The 16,662-nt window shown below is 70.4% G+C and carries 15 protein-coding genes and 1 tRNA gene; 11 read left to right on the forward strand and 5 right to left on the reverse strand.

Annotation, left to right across the window (positions count from 1 at the left end; translation table 11 throughout):
• Positions 1 to 145: 145 nt before the first annotated feature.
• Complete coding sequence (locus C8E99_RS12340; protein ID WP_115932537.1) at positions 146 to 820, reverse strand: hypothetical protein; 675 nt, start codon at positions 818 to 820, stop codon at positions 146 to 148.
• 207 nt (positions 821 to 1,027) lie between these two features.
• On the opposite strand from C8E99_RS12340, the gene C8E99_RS12345 reads away from it, so the two are divergent.
• The 5 genes from C8E99_RS12345 to C8E99_RS12360 all read left to right on the forward strand — a co-directional run bounded on the left by C8E99_RS12345 (position 1,028) and on the right by C8E99_RS12360 (position 4,665).
• Positions 1,028 to 1,100, forward strand: a tRNA-Lys gene (locus tag C8E99_RS12345).
• A gap of 393 nt (positions 1,101 to 1,493) precedes the next feature.
• Positions 1,494 to 2,876 carry an endonuclease/exonuclease/phosphatase family protein gene (locus tag C8E99_RS12350; RefSeq protein ID WP_115932538.1) on the forward strand — a complete coding sequence of 461 codons (1,383 nt, stop codon included), beginning with the start codon at positions 1,494 to 1,496 and terminating at the stop codon, positions 2,874 to 2,876.
• 7 nt (positions 2,877 to 2,883) lie between these two features.
• Positions 2,884 to 3,603, forward strand: a complete 720-nt coding sequence (locus C8E99_RS12355; protein ID WP_115932539.1) for an alpha/beta hydrolase — start codon at positions 2,884 to 2,886, stop codon at positions 3,601 to 3,603.
• A gap of 40 nt (positions 3,604 to 3,643) precedes the next feature.
• On the forward strand, positions 3,644 to 4,021 hold the full coding sequence (locus C8E99_RS16255; protein WP_245952316.1) for a hypothetical protein: 378 nt from the start codon (positions 3,644 to 3,646) through the stop codon (positions 4,019 to 4,021).
• Positions 3,916 to 4,665: a hypothetical protein gene (locus tag C8E99_RS12360; RefSeq protein ID WP_245952318.1), complete on the forward strand. Its 750-nt coding sequence runs from the start codon at positions 3,916 to 3,918 to the stop codon at positions 4,663 to 4,665. The genes C8E99_RS16255 and C8E99_RS12360 overlap by 106 nt, the downstream gene beginning before the upstream one ends.
• A 19-nt stretch (positions 4,666 to 4,684) precedes the next feature.
• On the opposite strand, the gene C8E99_RS12365 is transcribed toward C8E99_RS12360, so the two are convergent.
• Positions 4,685 to 5,953, reverse strand: coding sequence for a DUF445 domain-containing protein (locus tag C8E99_RS12365; protein ID WP_115932540.1), 1,269 nt, complete (start codon positions 5,951 to 5,953; stop codon positions 4,685 to 4,687).
• 159 nt (positions 5,954 to 6,112) lie between these two features.
• Between C8E99_RS12365 and C8E99_RS12370 the strand changes: the two genes are divergently transcribed.
• The gene (locus C8E99_RS12370) at positions 6,113 to 7,003 is read left to right on the forward strand and encodes a glycerophosphodiester phosphodiesterase family protein (protein ID WP_115933463.1); all 891 of its coding nucleotides are present in this window, start codon (positions 6,113 to 6,115) and stop codon (positions 7,001 to 7,003) included.
• 3 nt (positions 7,004 to 7,006) lie between these two features.
• Here the strand turns inward: C8E99_RS12370 and C8E99_RS12375 are convergent, their stop codons facing one another.
• The gene (locus tag C8E99_RS12375) at positions 7,007 to 8,095 is read right to left on the reverse strand and encodes a DUF418 domain-containing protein (RefSeq protein WP_147301234.1); all 1,089 of its coding nucleotides are present in this window, start codon (positions 8,093 to 8,095) and stop codon (positions 7,007 to 7,009) included.
• 159 nt (positions 8,096 to 8,254) lie between these two features.
• Here C8E99_RS12375 and C8E99_RS12380 point away from each other — a divergent pair, with 159 nt between their 5' ends.
• Positions 8,255 to 10,063: a gamma-glutamyltransferase gene (locus C8E99_RS12380; protein ID WP_115932542.1), complete on the forward strand. Its 1,809-nt coding sequence runs from the start codon at positions 8,255 to 8,257 to the stop codon at positions 10,061 to 10,063.
• On the opposite strand, the gene C8E99_RS12385 is transcribed toward C8E99_RS12380, so the two are convergent.
• Positions 10,060 to 11,229 carry an acetate/propionate family kinase gene (locus tag C8E99_RS12385; RefSeq protein WP_115932543.1) on the reverse strand — a complete coding sequence of 390 codons (1,170 nt, stop codon included), beginning with the start codon at positions 11,227 to 11,229 and terminating at the stop codon, positions 10,060 to 10,062. The genes C8E99_RS12380 and C8E99_RS12385 overlap by 4 nt on opposite strands.
• A 4-nt stretch (positions 11,230 to 11,233) precedes the next feature.
• The gene (pta, locus tag C8E99_RS12390) at positions 11,234 to 13,354 is read right to left on the reverse strand and encodes a phosphate acetyltransferase (RefSeq protein ID WP_115932544.1); all 2,121 of its coding nucleotides are present in this window, start codon (positions 13,352 to 13,354) and stop codon (positions 11,234 to 11,236) included.
• A 56-nt stretch (positions 13,355 to 13,410) separates the two neighbouring features.
• Here pta and C8E99_RS12395 point away from each other — a divergent pair, with 56 nt between their 5' ends.
• From C8E99_RS12395 to C8E99_RS12410, 4 genes are read left to right on the forward strand one after another with little or no spacing between them, the layout of a single operon-like run.
• Complete coding sequence (locus C8E99_RS12395) at positions 13,411 to 14,757, forward strand: Nramp family divalent metal transporter (RefSeq protein WP_115932545.1); 1,347 nt, start codon at positions 13,411 to 13,413, stop codon at positions 14,755 to 14,757.
• Positions 14,758 to 14,807: 50 nt separating this feature from the next.
• Complete coding sequence (locus tag C8E99_RS12400) at positions 14,808 to 15,143, forward strand: thiamine-binding protein (protein WP_115932546.1); 336 nt, start codon at positions 14,808 to 14,810, stop codon at positions 15,141 to 15,143.
• Entirely contained in the window at positions 15,140 to 15,691 is a 552-nt protein-coding gene (locus tag C8E99_RS12405; RefSeq protein ID WP_115932547.1) for a GNAT family N-acetyltransferase, read from the forward strand. The genes C8E99_RS12400 and C8E99_RS12405 overlap by 4 nt, the downstream gene beginning before the upstream one ends.
• Positions 15,681 to 16,619, forward strand: coding sequence for a spermidine synthase (locus C8E99_RS12410; RefSeq protein WP_211309041.1), 939 nt, complete (start codon positions 15,681 to 15,683; stop codon positions 16,617 to 16,619). Before C8E99_RS12405 ends, C8E99_RS12410 begins: the two co-directional genes overlap by 11 nt.
• Positions 16,620 to 16,662: the final 43 nt, after the last annotated feature.

Genomic DNA, 16,662 nt, shown 5'->3' on the forward strand with positions numbered 1-16,662 from the left:
GCCGGACCGGGAACGCCTCTCGGCGAGTGGCCGCTCGTAGCGGCAGAATATTGGAGCCCGGGGTTACCGCGGCCCGGCACCGGTATCCAGTGTGCGCGGTCGGGGGCGGAGATGTCCACCGGCGCCCGTGTTGTCAGCCCTCGGCTCAATCGAGCGTGCCGCGGCGCCAGGCGGCGGCCGCCTCCTCGAGTTCCTCGGCGGTGCCCAGGAGCCGTTTGGCCTGGCGCAACAGGACGGCGGCCTGGGCCGGCTGACCGGCCTCGAGCGCCTCGGAATGGTGTGCCTGGCCCAGGCAGATCACCCGGCAGTAGGCGGCGGCCCGCTCGAGTGCCACGTCGAAGTCTCCGGTGAAGGCCCCGGTGAGGATGTCGGTCGTCAGTTGCTTCAGTTCGCGAGCACCGGGTGGTTCGACCGGCCCCGCCACGGCGCGGGCCACGTGCGCCTCGTGCCCGGCGCGGTACCAGGCGGCCCACTGGGCCCCGTTGCGGACCGTCGCCGAGCGGAGGGCGTACAGCCGCCAGAGGACACCGCTCAGGGAGATCGCCGGGGCATCGGCCCACCACTGGGCCACGGTGTCGATGCCGGCCTCCTCGACCAGGCCGACCAGACGCCGGAGCGCGGCCTGGTCTGAGGTGGACCGGCCGCCGTCGACCAGGGCGCGGGCCAGCAACGCCGCGCCCTCTGCGGTAGCGGCAGGGTCGGCGCCACCCTGGAAGGAGGCGAATTGGTCCGGGGTGAACGGCCGCGGCCGGTGATGGCGGGCGGTGCCGGCCGCCGTCGAGCTCGGGGACCGGCCGGAACGATTCCTGGAGGACGTCACGGGAGGACCACCTTTCCGGGGATGGGGGTGTGTCTGCTCGGGTCCCGGTGCCGCGCGTGGCGTGATGCTGCATGGGGTGGCGCCACCGGGAACCCACTCCACGGTACGCCTTCACCGGCGGGACGGTCCCGTCCCCGGATACCGGCCGAGCGATGGCCTCCCGGGGGTCACCGTCCGCTAGCATGGGACGCGGCCACCGGCTGGCCAGGGCCTTTAGCTCAGTTGGCAGAGCATCGGACTTTTAATCCGCGGGTCGCGGGTTCGATCCCCGCAGGGCCCACCGCACAGCGGCCCCTGAATCGGCATCACACCGAGTCAGGGGCCGTTTCTGTGCCTCATGCCAGGGGGTGCGCGCTCCGCGTCAGGGCCGGAGCGTCGGCAGTTCCCGCCATCTCGGTCCCCTGGATTCCGGTCGATCGCTCAAATGTTTCAGGGAAGTCTCGGTGGCAGTGCCAAGATCAAGATTTGATAACCGGTTGGCGGGCTGTGCGGTTCGAATGAGGGACGGCACCGTTGAACCACTCTGAAGATAGTGGCCGCGACACGCACTGTCCTCGCGGTTTCGGGGCCGGTCCGTTGACTGCGGTCACCGCCTGATCGGTGCCGTGACCTGGCCCTGCGGCCCCGGGATGGCCCTATCGCCGAAGGGGTGTCCGTGCCTAGGGTGGTGCGCATGAGTGCTTTCCCCCGGGTGCTCCGCCGGCGCAGGGTGCTTGGCGGTGCCCTTATGCCTGCAGCCGCCGTGGCGGTGCTACTTGCCGCACCCGCGGCGACGGCCGCACCGGCCATCCAGCAAACACTCGCGGCACACACCTCGATCTCGCCGGCACAACGCGTGGCCTCCTTCGACTTCAACGACGCCCTTCCCGAGAACCCCGACCTGTTGCGGCAGATGCTGTGGATCAAGGAGGGGCAGGTGCCCTCCGCCGCCCCGGAGAACCTGCGCGTGGCCACCTTCTCGGCCGGGCTGAGCCGCTCCGGCCCCGGAGAGCTGACCGAAGATCTCTCCACCCCCGGAGACGAGCAGGGGCAGCAGGTGGCCGAGACCGTCCAGCGGACCGCGCCGGACGTCGTGCTGCTGACGGACGTGGACGTGGACGGGGGCGAGGAACTCGCCCAGTCCTTCCGGACGAATTACCTGGCCGTCGGGACCGGTGGTCAGCAGGGCATCGACTACCCCTACATGTACGTGGCCGAGGTCAACAACGGTGTGGACACCGGGGCGGACCTGGACAACGACGGCGTCATCGGCGGTCCCGGGGACGCCTTCGGCCCGGGCGAGTTCGCGGGCCAGCACGGCATGGTGCTGTATTCCAAGCATCCCCTGGACACGGAGGGCATCCGCACCTTCCAGGAACTGCCGTGGGATTCCATGCCGGGCAACGCCATCCCGGAGGACACCTTCTCTGATCTCGAGCGGTCCGTCCTGCGGCTCTCGTCCACCTCGCACTGGGACATCCCCGTCCAGGTCGGCGACCAGACCGTGCACGTGCTGGCGGCCCGGCCGGATGATGCCGGAGACGGCTTCGGCGGAGCGGAACGTCACCACGACGAGATGCGGCTGTGGGCGGACTACGTCTCCGGCGACCCGGCAGACTCCGGCTACATCGTGGACGACGAGGGTCAGTCCGGCGGGCTGGACGAGGGCGAATCCTTCATCCTGGCCGGAGAGTTCGGACCGCTGACCGGCACCGCCCTGCACGAGGAGGAGCATCCTTCCGTCATTGCCGGCCTGCTGGAGTCGGAGGCCATCCAGGACCCCGAGCCCACCTCGCGCGGTGCCGGGGTCCTCACCGAGGACGAGCATCCGATGGCCACCGAGGTGCTGGGACGCGAGGGCGGTGACTGGACGGTGGCGCGGTCGGACTACCTGTTGCCGTCTTCCTCCCTGACCACCGCTGCGTCCGGCGTCTTCTGGCCTCAGTCCGGCCAGCTGGGCTCGCACCTCACCCGCGCCAACGCCCCGGGTGGTGAACCGGGGGAGCCCAACGACACCACCCCGAGCGAGCACCGCCTGGTCTGGACCGACCTCGACCTCGGCTCCGGAAGCGACTGACGGCCACGTGCGGGAGACACTGTCCACCGGCCACCACGTGGTCTGGTCACGGCCTGAATCGCAGCGCCACGGCACTGACCTCGTGCTGGTCATCCACGGCTACGGGGCCAACGAGGTCCGGGCCGCCCAGGCCTACTTCGGGATGCTTCCCGAGAACGCCACGGGCCTGGCCGTACGCGGCGGGTTCGAGATCGACGCCGGTGCCGCACCGGTCATGGAGGGCACGGACGGTGCCGGGTCCGGTCCGGGCCCCGATCCGGGTGCCTGGGGATGGTTCCTGCTGGACTATTTCCTGGCGAACGACTTCGCCGAGGTGGTGGCGGCCGCCCACCGGGTCTTCGACCTGCTCGACGCCGAAGAGGTCACCCGGAGCGGATTCCGGACGGTCTCAGTGCTCGGTCACTCGCAGGGGATGGCCATGGCCTCCACGGTGTACCGGCTCCGCCCGGAGGCCTTCACCTGCGTGGTGGGTCTCAGTGGTTTCGTGCTCTCCAACCCATTGCTGGAGACCCTGGACTCACCCCCGGAGGGCCCGGGACCCCGGCCCTTCTTCTGGGGCCGGGACGTGGAGGACCTCGTCATCAACCCGGATGCCATCGCCTACACGGCCGACTGGCTGGACGCCAACACCCGGCTCACGGCCCGCACCTATGAGGGCATGGGGCACGGGATGAGCGCCGAGGAGGCCCGGGACGTCCGGATCTTCCTGAAGCACGCTCTCCGGTAGCGTCGTCGGTAGGATTCACCAGCTCCAGGAGGCCACCACCATGGCAAAGAAATCGATCATCTCGACGGTCGCCGGGCAGAAGGCGACCGATTTCGCCCTGAACCGGGCCGTGGACCCGCACGGGAACCCGACCCCGGCCTTCCAGAAGATCGTGCTCAAGGCCGTGGAGGTCCAGCGCCCGCTGGTGCTGCGCAACCTCAACCGCCTGCGCCGGTCCCATCCGGACGAGACTCCCGCCCAGCTCGCCGAACGCCTGGGGAAGCAGTACCTGACCGCGGTCACCGGGGCGGGGCCGCCGTCGGGGGCACCGCCGTGGTGCCGGGGGTCGGCACGGCCGCCGCCCTGGGCCTCTCCGCCGCGGCCACCATCGGCTTCCTCGAGACCACGGCCCTGTACGCCCAGTCCGTGGCGGAGCTGATGGGGGTGACCACCGACGACCCGCAGCGCGCGCAGACTCTGGTCATGGCCGTGATGCTCGGCGACGACGGCCGCAAGCTCCTGCGCGACTTCACCAGCCAGGCGAATGGCTCCGGCTCCGGACCATTGGCAGGCGCGGTGGCCGCCATCTCCGGGGCGTCAGGCGTCTCCGATGTGCTGTTCCAGCAGATGAAGCGCATGTTCATGAAGAAGTTCATCGTCCGCCAGGGTGCCGGCATGCTCGGCCGCCTGGTGCCGTTCGGGGTGGGCGCCGTGATCGGCGGCGTCGGCAACCGGGCCATGGGCAAGAGCGTCATCAAGGCCGCCCAGAACATCTTCGGGCCCCTGCCGGCGTCACTGCCCGGGCGACTGGTGACGGACCTCCAGGCCCTGCCGGCCGGGAAGAGACCAAAGAGTTCCGGCTCCGGCTCCCGTGGAGCGGGAGAGGTGACAGCGGAGACTGAGGGCGCCGAGACGGATCCGGACTTGGCGGCCCTGCTCGAGGAGGATGTGCGCGCGGACATCGAGGCACTGCGGGCGGACGGCACCCTCGACGCCCTGAAGGCGGAGGACCCCGCCGGGTTCGCGGCGGACGTCGAGGCCGCCCGCGCCGAACATCGCCGGAACCGCACGCGCGGGCAGTGAGCCGCGCCGGTCAGTACAACTAGCCGAAGGCCAGCGTGGCGACCGTGTAGATCGCCAGGCCGGCCAGGGCGCCGACGATGGAGCCGTTGATCCGGATGAACTGCAGGTCCCGGCCGAGGTAGAGCTCGATGGTGCGGGAGGCCTGCCGGCCGTCCCAGCGTTGGATGGTCTCGCCGAAGATCCCCACCAGCTCCGGCCCGTAGCGGCGAGCCAGGTGCTGGGCGCCGTCGGAGGCCCAGCCGTCCACCCGGTCCGCCAGCGCCGGATCCTCCTCGAGTCGGACGCCGACGTCCTGCAGGGCGGCCACCAGGGCCAGATGCAGGTCAGACCTGGGGTCCCGCAGCTGGGCCAGCAGCGCCGACTTGGTCGTCGCCCAGGCCCGCTCGGCCCACTCCCGCATGCGCGGATCGTTGAACAGCTCCCTCTTGGCCTGCTCCACCTTCGCTCTGGTGGCCGGATCCCGGTGCAGGTCGGCCACCAGGTCCGCGATCCAGTCGTCCACGGAGCGGCGCAGCTCGTGGTCCGGATCCTCCCGCACGGCAGCGAGGTACTTCAGGGTCTCGGCATGGATCCGCTCGGCCAGCAGTTGGTCGACGACGCCCGGCACCCATTGCGGGGAGCGTTGCCGCACGCTGTTCAGGAAGAACTCGGGGTGCCGGGTGACCCAGTCCCCGGTGCGGGCCACCACCAGGTCCACCACCTGATCGTGGTGGCGCTCGGCGGTCACCTTGCCCAGGACCTCGGACAGGGTGGGTGCCCAATCGGGATCGATCATGTGCTTCTGGGCCAGGTTGGCCACCAGGTCCCGCACCAGGACATCGTCCATGGCATCCAGGATCCGCTCGGCGGAGGCGGACACCTCCGCCGCCACGCGCTCCGCATGCGGGCGTTGGCGCAGCCAGGCCCCGGTGCGGCCGGCGAGCTTCAGCCCGGCGAGCTTCTCCCGGGCCACGTCCCCGTCCAGGAAGTTCTCCTGCACGAAGGACCCCAGGGACTCCCCGATGGTGTCCTTCTTCCGCGGGATGATCGCCGTGTGCGGGATCTTCAGACCCATCGGATGCCGGAACAGGGCGGTGACCGCGAACCAGTCGGCGAGGGCGCCCACCATGCCGCCCTCGGCTGCCGCCCGGACATACCGCAGCCAGGGGTAGTCATCCTGCAGGGCGAAGGACACCACGAAGACCGCCGCCAGCAGCACCAGGACGCCCGTGGCCACCGCTTTCATCCGGCGCAGGGCGGAGGCGCGCTGGGCCTCGGATGGGCCGGCGTCGGGCATCTGGTTCTCCATGGGTCCTCCGGCCGGGATCAAAGTGTCAGCACAAGTTAACCAGCCCGTCGCCTGCCGCCGGCGGTTCCCGCGTGGCGGGCCCCGTAACCTGAGGGCGTGTCCGACACCCCGCGCCCCGGCACCACCCCGAATCATACCGACGATGACCGGCACCGGACGCTGCGGCGACCGCTGGTGATCGCCCATCGGGGGTCCTCCGGAGCCTACGCCGAGAACACCCGCGCGGCGTTCCTGCACGCGCTCGCCGAGGGGGCGGACGGTGTGGAGGTGGACGTCCACCTGACCCGGGACCGGCACCTGGTCTGCCTGCACGATCCGACCCTGGAGCGCACCTCCGACGGGTCCGGTCCAGTGGCCGACCACACGCTGGCCCAGCTGCGCCGGCTGGACTTCCACCGGTGGAAGGGCGCGCGGATCCCGGGCGAGTACGGCCCCGCCTCCGCCCAGCTGCTGACGCTGCCGGACCTGGTCGAGCTGCTCGCCGCCGCCGGCCGCCCCGTGCGGCTGGCCCTGGAACTCAAGCATCCGAGCCCCTTCGGCCATGAGCTCGAGGAACGCGCCCTGACCTGGCTGCTGGGCGCCGGCTGGGATCCGGAGACCTCGAGGATCGGGGCGGTCGAGGTGACGTTCATGAGCTTCTACGCCGGCTCCCTGCAGTACCTCGCGCCATCGGTGGGCTCCGAGTACCTGTGCCAGCTGCTCTCCGTGGTGCCCGCCGAGCCGGTGCCGACCCGCTTCAACCTCGGCCCACTGAGCCGTGCCGCCGTGCGGGCCACGCTGCGGCAGGCCGTGGCGGACGCCGAACGGCTGATCTGGGAGGGCCGTGCGGGCATCGCCGGGCCAGGGGTGGCCTATGTGCGGGAGAACCTGGCCGACGTGAAGGCGTGGCTCGCGGCGGGTCGCACCCTGCGGGTGTGGACGGCGGACCGGGATGAGGACGTGGACCTGTTGCTGCGGGCCGGGGTGCAGCAGATCACCACGAACCTGCCGGCCCGCGTGCTGGAGCGGGTCCGCCGCCGTGAGCGCGTGCTGGTCGGCACCCGGGCCTGAATGTCAGCGTCTGGCGGGCAGGCGCATGAGCTGCTCCAACGGGCCGATCGGCCGCCATCTCACCCACAGGTGGGCCAGCAGGACCAGCACCGCTGACAACACGATCGAGATGAGGTAGCCCCGGAGCAGGGTGTGCGGTTCCGGCCGGATGATGGCTGCGAGGACGAACAGGTGCGCCACGTAGATACTGAGGGAGAGCCGCCCGGCCGAGACCAGCATCCCCAGGCGGCGGTCCACGAGGTCCCCGGCCCAGAGGAACCCGCCGATGGCCACGAGTGCCGTGCCGATGCTGGAGATCAGCCACAACGGCATCTGCGAGTGCCCCACGGCGGACAGGAGCCGGTCCCAGCCGATCTCGTCGCCCGGCTGGCCCAACAGCCGGATCAGCACCTGCGAGAGCGCGTAGGCGCCGGCTGCCGCAACACCACCCCACAGCACCAGCCGCTTCTGCAGCCTGCGGTCGGTCAGGGGCGCCCGTCCCAGGATGAGCCCCACCAGGAAGGGCACACACCACACCAGCACCGGGTAGGAGCCGGAGATGAAGATCCGGTGGAGTAGGTGGGGCACGTCGTTGCTCAGGTCTGGGTCAGCGAACTGGAAGACGGTCCCGGACGCCAGCTGCGCCCCGATCCAGGTCACGGGCCCCAGGGCCAACAGGATCCCCGCGAGGGCGGCGAGGACCGGCGTCGGAGCCTTCAGCAACGGCAGGGACAGCAGGAACAGCACCCCATACACGGCGAGGATGACGCTGACGTCGTGGCCGAGTTCCTGCAGGGCCAGTCCGCCGGCGAACAGCAGCGCGAAGCGCCACAGGACCGTCCGCCACGGCAGCCGGCCGCCGGGTGTGCGGGCGGCCCGGGTCAGGAAGGACATCCCCACCCCGGCCAGCACCACGAACAGGATGGAGGCCCGGCCCACCGGCAAGTCGTACAGGAATCCCGCCATCCCCGGTTCACCCCGGGGACCCACGTTCACCGCGATCATGCCGATGATGGCCAGCGCCCGGGCCGCGTCAAGGCCGGTCAGGCGCACGCCGGACGGCGGAGACGCCGCGGAGGAACCCGAGGCGGTCGGCACGTTGGCTGGGGTCATGGAAGCCATTCTGTCCTGTGCAGTGGTGGTGGCGGGGGAGGTCGTGGGCAGTGTAGAGATGGCGACTGGTTGACGCGCCCAGCCGCCGCCCAGACGGCGCACAGGCGGAACCATTAGGATCGCTCGGGCCCGCCGTACTCGAACACCCGAGGAACCCTGATGCAGCGGACCCGCACCTCCGTCCCCGCCCTGGCCTGCGTGGCCGCCCTCTCGGCCGTGCTGCTGGCCCTGGCCGGATGCGCCGCCCCAGCACCGGAGGAACCATCGGGACCGGCGTCCGGCTCCCCGTCCTCCTCAGCCTCCGGTCCACCCTCGAACGGCACCTCCGGAACGACGCCGGCGCCGTCGGCCTCCGCGGCAGCCCTCCAGGAGCAGGCGGTCGCCGCCGGACACCCGGCGGCCGTGGAGGTCGGGACCGAGATCCTGGAACAGGGCGGCAACGCCGCCGATGCCGCCATCGCCACCGCCTTCGCCGTGGCCGTGGTGGAACCCTTCGCCTCCGGCATCGGGGGAGGTGGCTCGGCGCTGGTCGCCCGCGGAGATGGTGACCCGCTGGCCTATGACTACCGCGAGACCGTGGCCCAGGACGGGGACATCCCGTCCTCCGGCACCGGTGTCCCGGGCTTCGTGGACGGGATGGCCACCCTGCACGCCGAACACGCCTCCCTGGAGTGGTCCGAGTTGCTGGCCCCCGCCATCGAGCTGGCCGACGAGGGGTTTCCGGTCTCGCCCCTGCTGGCCCAGCGGATGCGCTCCGACTACGGGCCCGGGGCCATCGAGGGGCTCGCTCCGTTCCACTCTGGTGAGGGCGCGGGGGGAGCCGGGCCGCTCGAGGAGGGGGAGACCCTGGTCCAGGCCGAGTTGGCGGCCACCATGGAGACGCTCGCCCAGGAGGGCCCGGACGCTCTCTACACGGGAAGCCTGGTGGACGACCTCACCGCCGTGGACGGGCTCGATGCCGAGTCCCTCGCCGCCTATGAGACGGTCACCTCCGAACCGGTCAGAGGCCCGGTCGGCGACTACGAGTATGTCTCGGCCGCACCGCCGCTGCCGGGCGCCGCCGTCGTGCAATTCCTGCAGGTCGCCGAGGCGCTCGGGGTGGCGGAGGCCGAGCCCGGGTCCGCTGAGTATGTGGACGCCATGGCCGCGGCCTGGCAGGTGGCGGACGCCAGCGTGACGGAGTCCTTCGGGGACCCGGCCTTCGTGGACGTCCCCGTGGAGCGGCTCACGGACCCGGAGGCCAACGCCGAGCTGGCCCGGACCGAGGTGGCGCCGGCCCTCGCCTCGTCCGCCGTGACTGACCAGAGTGCGGCCAGAAGAACCAATGCGGCCAGTGCGAATGGCGCTGTCGGCGCTGGCGGGGACGCTGAGCCGACCGAGGCCGCTGAGCTTGTCGAGGCGGGGAACACCACGCACCTGACTGTGATCGACGACGAAGGCCTGACCGTGTCCATGACGAACACGATCACCAGTTTCTGGGGCGGCGCCGAGGCCAGCACCGTCGGAGGGTTCTTCCTCAACAACCAGCTGTCCCGGTTCGAATCCCTGGACACCCCTGCCAACCAGCCGGAGCCGGGGCGCAAGTCCGTCAGCTGGTCGGCACCCAGCCTGGTCCTGGACTCCGAAGGACGCGTGGTGATGGGCCTGGGGTCCCCGGGCGGGCAGGTCATCCCCGCGATCCTCGCCACCGTCATGGTGCCCTGGGCCCTGCAGGATGTGCCGTTGCAGGAGGCGGTCGACTCCCCGCGCCACTACCTCCAGGACGGTGTGCTCTCGCTGGAGGAGCAGCCGGCGCAGGACGTGGCCGCGCTGATCCACCAGCGCGGGTGGCAACCGCGCGTGACCGAGCGGGCCGATGCCACCTTCGGCTCGGTGCAGGCGCTGGAGATCGACTACGAGGCCGGCACCGTCACCGGGGCCGAGGACTCCCGCCGGGAGGGCGACGTGGCGGTGGTGCCGGCGGGTTAGCGCTCCAGTGCGCCATGGTCCTGCGCCACTGTGAGGGTGAGCTGCGCGATCGCCATCTCCTCGTTCGTGGGCACCACCAGGACGGGGATGGCCGAGTCCTCGGTGGAGATCACGCGGGCAGCCTCGGACCGCTCGAGGTTCGCCTCGGCGTCGTAGGCGATGCCCAGGGGCTCCAAGCGGTCCAGCACGGCCGAGCGGAACGGCGCTGAGTTCTCGCCGATCCCGGCCGTGAAGACCACGGCCTGGGCGCCGCCGACGGCAACGTGGTAGCCGCCCACGTACTTCGCCAGGCGATAAGAGGCCACCTTCAGTGCGGTCCGGGACCGCCGGTGGCCGGCGTGGGCCGAGTCGATGACCTGGCGCATGTCCGCGTTGCCGGTCATGCCGAGCAGTCCCGACTCCTTGTTGAGCATCCGGTCCATCTGCTCCGCGTCGTACGCCCCGTTGCGGATGAGGTGCGTGATGATCGAGGGGTCGACGTCCCCGGACCGGGTGCCCATCACCAGTCCGGCCAGCGGCGTGTAACCCATGGACGTGTCCACCGAGGCCCCACCGCGGATGGCCGTGGCGGAGGCGCCGTTGCCCAGGTGCAGGATCACGGCGTTGAACTCGGCGCGCTGGATGCCCAGCGTCTCCGCGGCGATCCCCGTGACGAGATCGTGGCTGGTGCCGTGGAAGCCGTAGCGACGGATGCCGTTCTCCGTGTAGAGGGCGTCCGGGAGGGCATACCGCCAGGCCTCCTCGGGCATCGACTGGTGGAACGAGGTGTCAAAGACCACGGCCTGCGGCATGTCCGGCCACTTCTCGGCGATGGCGCGCAGGCCCTGCGCCGCGGCGGGGTTGTGCAGCGGGGCCAGTGGCGCCAGGCGCTCGATGGCACGGATGACCTCCATGGTGACCAGGGTCGGGGCCTTGAAGCGCTCACCGCCGTGGACCACGCGGTGACCGGCGGCGTCGATGGTGCGTCCTTGGAGCACCTGCTCCAATTCCGCATCGATCTGCTCAAGGGCCTCGGCGTGGTTGTCCACACCGGAGCCGGGCACGCCGATGCGTTCCACCAGGCCCTGGGCGACCACGGGCTCCGCAGGCTCCGTGCCGTCCGCAGCGACCTCGCGCAGCTGGTACTTCAGCGAGGACGAACCGGAGTTGATGACGAGGATCAGCACGGGTTCACGCTCCTGATCGGGCGGACTGGTTGGACTGTTCGGCCTGACCTGACTGGTCAGACTGGGCCTGGATGGCGGTGATGGCCACCGTGTTGACGATGTCGTCCACGGTGCAGCCCCGGGAGAGGTCGTTGACCGGCTTGTTCAGCCCCTGCAGGACGGGCCCGACGGCGACGGCCCCGGAGGACTGCTGGACTGCCTTGTACGTGTTGTTGCCGGTGTTCAGGTCCGGGAACACGAACACGGTGGCCTGGCCTGCCACCTCCGAATCCGGCATCTTCGAGGCGGCCACCGAGGCGTTGACGGCCGCGTCATACTGCAGGGGGCCGTCCACCTTGAGATGCGGGTGCTCGTCCCGCACGAGTTCGGTGGCGGTGCGGACCTTGTCCACGGCGTCCCCCGTCCCCGAGCCCCCGGTGGAGTAGGACAGCATGGCCACGCGCGGCTGGACCCCGAACTGCTGCGCCGTCAGCGAGGAGGCGTAGGCGATATCCGCCAGCTGCTCGGCGTTCGGATCCGGGTTCACGGCGCAATCGCCATAGACCAAGGCGCGGTCCGGCAGCAGCATGAAAAAGACGGAGGAGACGATCGAGACGCCGGGCCGGGTCTTGACGAACTCCAGCGCAGGGCGGATCGTGTTCGCGGTGGTGTGGGCGGCGCCGGAGACCATGCCGTCCACGTCTCCCAGCTGGACCATCATCGTGCCGAAGTAGGCGCCCTCGGTCATGATGTCCCGGGCGCGGTCCAGGTCGATCCCCTTGTGGGCGCGCAACCGGGAGTACTCCTCGGCGTAGCGCTCGCGGGCCTCGGAGGTGGAGGGGTCCACCAGGGTCAGCCCGGCCAGGTCCACTCCCTCCTTGGCGGCGAGGTCCCGGATGGTGGCCTCATGCCCGAGCACCACGAGGTCACAGACGTCGCGCCGGCGCAGGATCTCGGCCGCGCGGAGGATGCGGGTGTCCTCGCCTTCCGGGAGCACGATCGTCTTGCGCTCGGACCGGGCCCGTTCGATCAGTCCGTGCAGGAACCGCAAGGGCGTGGTGCGCGCGGCCCGCGGCAGGTCGATGCGCTGCAGCAGCTCCGTGCCGTCCACGCGCTGGTGCCAGGCTCCCAGGGCTGCGGCCGTCTTGCGGGGTTGGGCGCTGGAGAGTTCACTGCGCACGGCGGACACGGCCCGCGCGGTGCTGAAGGTGTCCGCGAACGTGGTGAAGATGGGGAACGGGGCCTCGGCGTACAGGCGCCGGATCTGCTCGTTGGGCTCGATCCCGTTGGTCAGGATCATCCCGGAGGCCACGGGGAACTCCGGGGCCAATGACGAGGCCACGGTGGCCAGGACGGCGTCCGAGCGGTCGCCGGAGACCAGCACGAGGGCGCCCTCACGGAGGATCTGCAGGAAGTTGCCGCCCTCCATGGAGACGGCTTTGACCTCGGAGACGTCGCGGTCCAGGTTCAGGTTCCCGGCCACCTGGGTCAGCCCAAGAGCGGTGGCAACCTCGGAGACGGACGGCAGGGACAGCTCCGGCAACTCCGGCAGCACGTACACGGGCCACTCATGGCGGCCGGGCCGGATGGCGGTCTCGATCTCCTCGAGGCGGGCCGGATCGGCCCGGTTGACGATCATGGACAACAGGTCCACCCCGGACTCGTCCAGGGTGCGCCGGGCCAGGTCCACCGCGTCGGCCGCAGCGGTGCCGTCCAGACCGGCGGCGGACACCACGCCCACCACGGGAACACTCAGGTGGCGGGCCAGCTCGGCGTTGAGATCGAGCTCGACGGCGGGATCCGCGCCCGCCAGGTCGCTGCCCTCCACCACCACGATGCCGCAGGCCCCTGCCATCTCCTCGAACAGGGCCACGCAGCTCTCGTAGAGCTCGTCGGTGCGGCCTTCGGCCACCATGCGCCGAGCCTCGGCGGCGGTCACGCCGCCCCGGGCCAGGCCGGCGTCGAGCCCATAGTCCGCCCGCATCAACTGGACCATGGGGTCCGTCTCCACGGAGTCCCCTGGGACGACCGGGCGGAGGTAGCCGATGCTGCCGGACCTCTTGTAGAGGGAGTCGGCGATCCCGAGGGTGACGAGTGATTTGCCGGCGCCGTTGGTGGTGGTGGTGACGAAGATTCCTTGACTCACGGCAAACCACACTAGTCTGTGGTGCACAACGCACGGATTAGTAACGAGGGGCACAGATGTCAAGAGGCGACCACGTGGACATGGGGCACCCCGTCCACAATCCGAACATCGTCGGGTTCACCGATGCCGAGATCAACGAAAAACCCGTCAAGGTCAAGTGGAACTCCATGGGCCCGGGCATCGTGGCAGCCGCCACCGGTGTGGGCGCGGCCGACCTGGTCGCCACCCTGACCGCGGGCTCCCGCTATGGATACGCCCTGATGTGGGCCGTGGTCCTGGGCGTCATCTTCAAGATCGTGCTCGTGGAGGGCGTGGGCCGGTACTACCTGTCCACCGGCAAGACGATCTTCCAGGGCTGGCGCACCCTCGGCGTCTGGACCAGCTGGTACTTCGGCATCTACATCATCATCTGGGGCTTCGTCTACGGGGCCACCGCGATGAGTTCGGTGGCGCTACCACTGGCGACGCTCTTCCCGGTGGTGGACTCCAAGGTGTTCGCCATCGCCTCCGGCCTGATCGGCATGGGTCTGGTCTGGCTCAATAAGTACAACCTCATCGAGAAGCTGATGACGGTGCTGATCGGCATCATGTTCATCACGGTGCTGTGGTCTGCGTTCCTGACCGCCCCGAACATCGGGGACATCCTCACCGGCCTCATCCCGCGCATCCCCGAGGAGGACGGGGCCATGTTCTACGTGCTCGGCTTGGCCGGCGGCGTGGGCGGCACGATCACCCTGGCGGCCTACGGGTACTGGCTCCGCGAGAAGGGCTGGAACCGACCCAAGTGGATGAAGGTCATGCGGTATGACAATGCGGTCTCCTACTCCCTGACCGGCATCTTCGTGATCGCCACCATGATCATGGGTGTGGAGCTGCTGCACTCGGCCGGACTGGCCATCTCTGCCGGCGACGAGGGTCTGTTGGACGTCGGCAACGTCCTGGCGGAACGCTACGGCGAGGCCTACTCCTACGTCTTCCTCATCGGTTTCTTCGCCGCGTCCTTCTCCTCCCTGCTGGGTGTGTGGCATGGGGTCTCGCTCATGTTCGCCGACTTCTGGACGAACTTCCGCAAGCCCGCGGACAGCCTGGACCAGGACGACGCCCCGTCGCTGAGGTCGAAGCCGGCCCGCTTCTACCTGATCTGGCTGACCATCCTGCCGATGTCCCTGCTGTTCCTGGACCGGCCGATCTTCCTGATCCTGCTCTACGGCACGCTCGGCGCGTTGTTCATGCCGTTCCTGGCCGTCACCCTGCTGATCCTGAACAACCAGAAGCGGTTGGTCCCCTCCCAGTTCCGCAACAATTGGGTGCACAACGGGCTGCTCGGCATCACCGCCCTGGTGTTCGTGGTGCTGGGTGCCAGCGAACTGGTCAAGGCGGTCTCCCCGCTCTTCGGCGGCTGACGCGGCCCGGGGGCTTCGGTCCGCTGGAGGCGGTGAGGCAGACTGGACCTATGATCATCGCCTTCTCTGTCTCCCCCTCCGGCAACCCCCGTCCCGATGGCCCGGCCGCCCAGAGCCAGCCCGGGGACGGTTCCGTACACGACGCCGTGGCTGCGGCCGTGAAGGTGGTCCGCGGCTCCGGCCTGCCCCACCGCACCTCCTCGATGTTCACGGAGATCGAGGGTGAATGGGATGAGGTCATGGGCGTGGTCAAGGCTGCCGTCGAGGCCGTGGCCCCCTACGGGTCCCGCATCTCCCTGGTCCTCAAGGCAGACATCCGTCCCGGCCACACCGGCGAGCTGGACGGCAAGCTCGAACGGCTGGAAGCAGCACTGAAGGACCAGTGACCCGGCGAGGACACGGTGCCGCCGGCACCCGCTATTACGTTCGCGACGCCGCCCCGGCGGACCTCGAGGCGGTGCTCTCCCTGAAGGCCCGGGCCTGGCGGGAGGCCTACGGGCACCTGCGGGACGAGTCGTTCTTCGCTGCGGCGGAGGCCACCCTGGACCGCCAGGTCGAGCACTGGCGCGGGCTGATGGCGAAGGGGCAGGTCCTCTGGATGGCAGAGGACGCCCGGGGACGCTGCGTGGGCCTCGCCGCGGCCGGCTCCGTCCAGGACCCGCACGACCCGCAGAACCCGCAGGATGCCGATCTGCCGCAGACCCAGCTCTCCGCGCTGTACGTGCTGGCGGAGGCCCAGGGCAGCGGCGTGGCCGACGCCCTGCTGGAGCGGGCGATCGGCGACAGTCCGTGCCAGCTGTGGGTGGTCGAGGACAACGTCCGCGCCCAGTCCTTCTACCGGCGGCACGGCTTCGCCGCCGAGGGGGAGCCTGTTCCCCTGGACGGGCCCTGGGCCGGGCTGACGCAACAGCTCATGGTGCGCCGTGGCGCGTGACCGCGGCTCGAAGGCCGGCAAGGCCAAAGCCGGTGCGAAGAGAGCCCAGGCCGGCGTGAAGGACCACCGCAGCGAGCGTGGCCGCCGCGGGGCCGCCGCGCCCACCATCGAGCCCGGGGTCTTCCCCATCGACGCCGGCACCGCCGAGATCCTGCGCGACCCGTTCACGGACGGCGCCTGGCTGCTCAAGCTCAACGGGGCGGAGTCCTCCCAGATCAATCCGGAGACCCCGCTGGACCTGGGCTTCGAGTACATGCGGTGGATGGCCGCCGTCGTGATGCACCGGTGGGAACCGGATGCCGGGCTGCGGATCCTGCACCTCGGTGGGGCCGGGTGCACCCTGGCCCGTTGGGCTGCGGTGTGGTTCCCGAACGCCCGGCAGACCGCCGTCGAGCTCGACGCCGGCCTGGCCGCCCTGGCACGGGAGCGCTTCGCCCTGCCCCGCGCCCCGCAGCTGCGCATTCGGGTGGCGGAAGCGGGAGAGGTGCTGGCCGGGGCGCATGAGGGCAGCCGGGACGTGATCATCCGGGACGTGTTCGCCGGGGCCACGCCGAAGGACCAGTTCACGCCCGGGCACCTGCTCGGAGTGGAGGCTGCCCGGGCCGCGGCGCGCGTGGTGGGGGACGGAATCTACCTCGTCAACCACGGCGGCGGCCCGGACCTGACGGCGGCCCGGCAGGAGGCGGCGACCCTCCGGGAGGCGTTCTCCACGGTCGCCGCGCTGGCCGATCCGCAGATGCTCAAGGGCCGGCGCCGGGGCAACATCGTGTTCGCGGCGAGCAACGGGCCGTTGACCGGCGGCGGCACCCGCCGGGACGCCCTCGTGCGCCACCTGCTGTCCGACCCCCTGCCCACGCGCCTGGTGGAACCCCTCGATGACTTCACGGCGGGGGCCAGGTACTGTGAGGAACCGTTGCTGGGGTTCTAAACTGGAATCACCATCAGCCCGTGTCAACGAGGACAACGGCGTG

The sequence above is a fragment of the Citricoccus muralis genome (assembly GCF_003386075.1).
GTDB classification, from domain to species: Bacteria; Actinomycetota; Actinomycetes; order Actinomycetales; family Micrococcaceae; genus Citricoccus; species Citricoccus muralis.

What these genes read in the sequence shown, in the direction of transcription:
- C8E99_RS12350 (WP_115932538.1), top strand. Translation starts at nt 1,494, where the DNA reads ATGAGTGCTTTCCCCCGGGTGCTCCGCCGGCGCAGGGTGCTTGGCGGT.
- C8E99_RS16255 (WP_245952316.1), top strand. Translation starts at nt 3,644, where the DNA reads ATGGCAAAGAAATCGATCATCTCGACGGTCGCCGGGCAGAAGGCGACC.
- C8E99_RS12365 (WP_115932540.1), bottom strand. Translation starts at nt 5,953, where the DNA reads ATGGAGAACCAGATGCCCGACGCCGGCCCATCCGAGGCCCAGCGCGCC.
- C8E99_RS12375 (WP_147301234.1), bottom strand. Translation starts at nt 8,095, where the DNA reads ATGACCCCAGCCAACGTGCCGACCGCCTCGGGTTCCTCCGCGGCGTCT.
- C8E99_RS12380 (WP_115932542.1), top strand. Translation starts at nt 8,255, where the DNA reads ATGCAGCGGACCCGCACCTCCGTCCCCGCCCTGGCCTGCGTGGCCGCC.
- C8E99_RS12395 (WP_115932545.1), top strand. Translation starts at nt 13,411, where the DNA reads ATGTCAAGAGGCGACCACGTGGACATGGGGCACCCCGTCCACAATCCG.
- C8E99_RS12400 (WP_115932546.1), top strand. Translation starts at nt 14,808, where the DNA reads ATGATCATCGCCTTCTCTGTCTCCCCCTCCGGCAACCCCCGTCCCGAT.